This is a genomic window from Achromobacter sp. Marseille-Q0513, assembly GCF_018195695.1.
Taxonomy (GTDB): domain Bacteria; phylum Pseudomonadota; class Gammaproteobacteria; order Burkholderiales; family Burkholderiaceae_B; genus Achromobacter.
Genome location: NZ_JAGTJY010000644.1, coordinates 1 through 334, shown reverse-complemented (window position 1 = coordinate 334; position 334 = coordinate 1). Strand labels below are relative to the sequence as shown.

1 protein-coding gene is annotated in these 334 nt (G+C 64.4%); it reads left to right on the top strand.

Annotated elements, in window-relative coordinates:
• A partial coding sequence (locus KDH83_RS32130) for a TIGR03749 family integrating conjugative element protein (protein ID WP_212323262.1) occupies window positions 1-334 on the top strand: 334 nt, incomplete at both ends.

Genomic DNA, 334 nt, shown 5'->3' with positions numbered 1-334 from the left:
CTCCCTGTGTTGGCCTTGCTGGGGCTCGGGGTGCTTGGCTGGGCGCCAACTGTTGAAGCAGTCGAAATCCTGCGTTGGGAACGTTTGCCGCTGGCAGTGCCGCTACAGGTGGGTCAGGAACGCATCGTGTTCATCGACCGCAATGTACGCATTGGCGTGCCCGCCGCTGTAGGCCAGCGCCTGCGCGTGCAAAGCGCGGGCGGTGCGGTGTACCTGCGCGCCAACGAGGCGATCGAACCCACGCGACTGCAATTGCAAGACGCCGACAGCGGCGCCTTTATCTTGCTGGATATTGCCGCTGAGCCGGCAAAGGACGGCGAACCTGCGCTGGAGC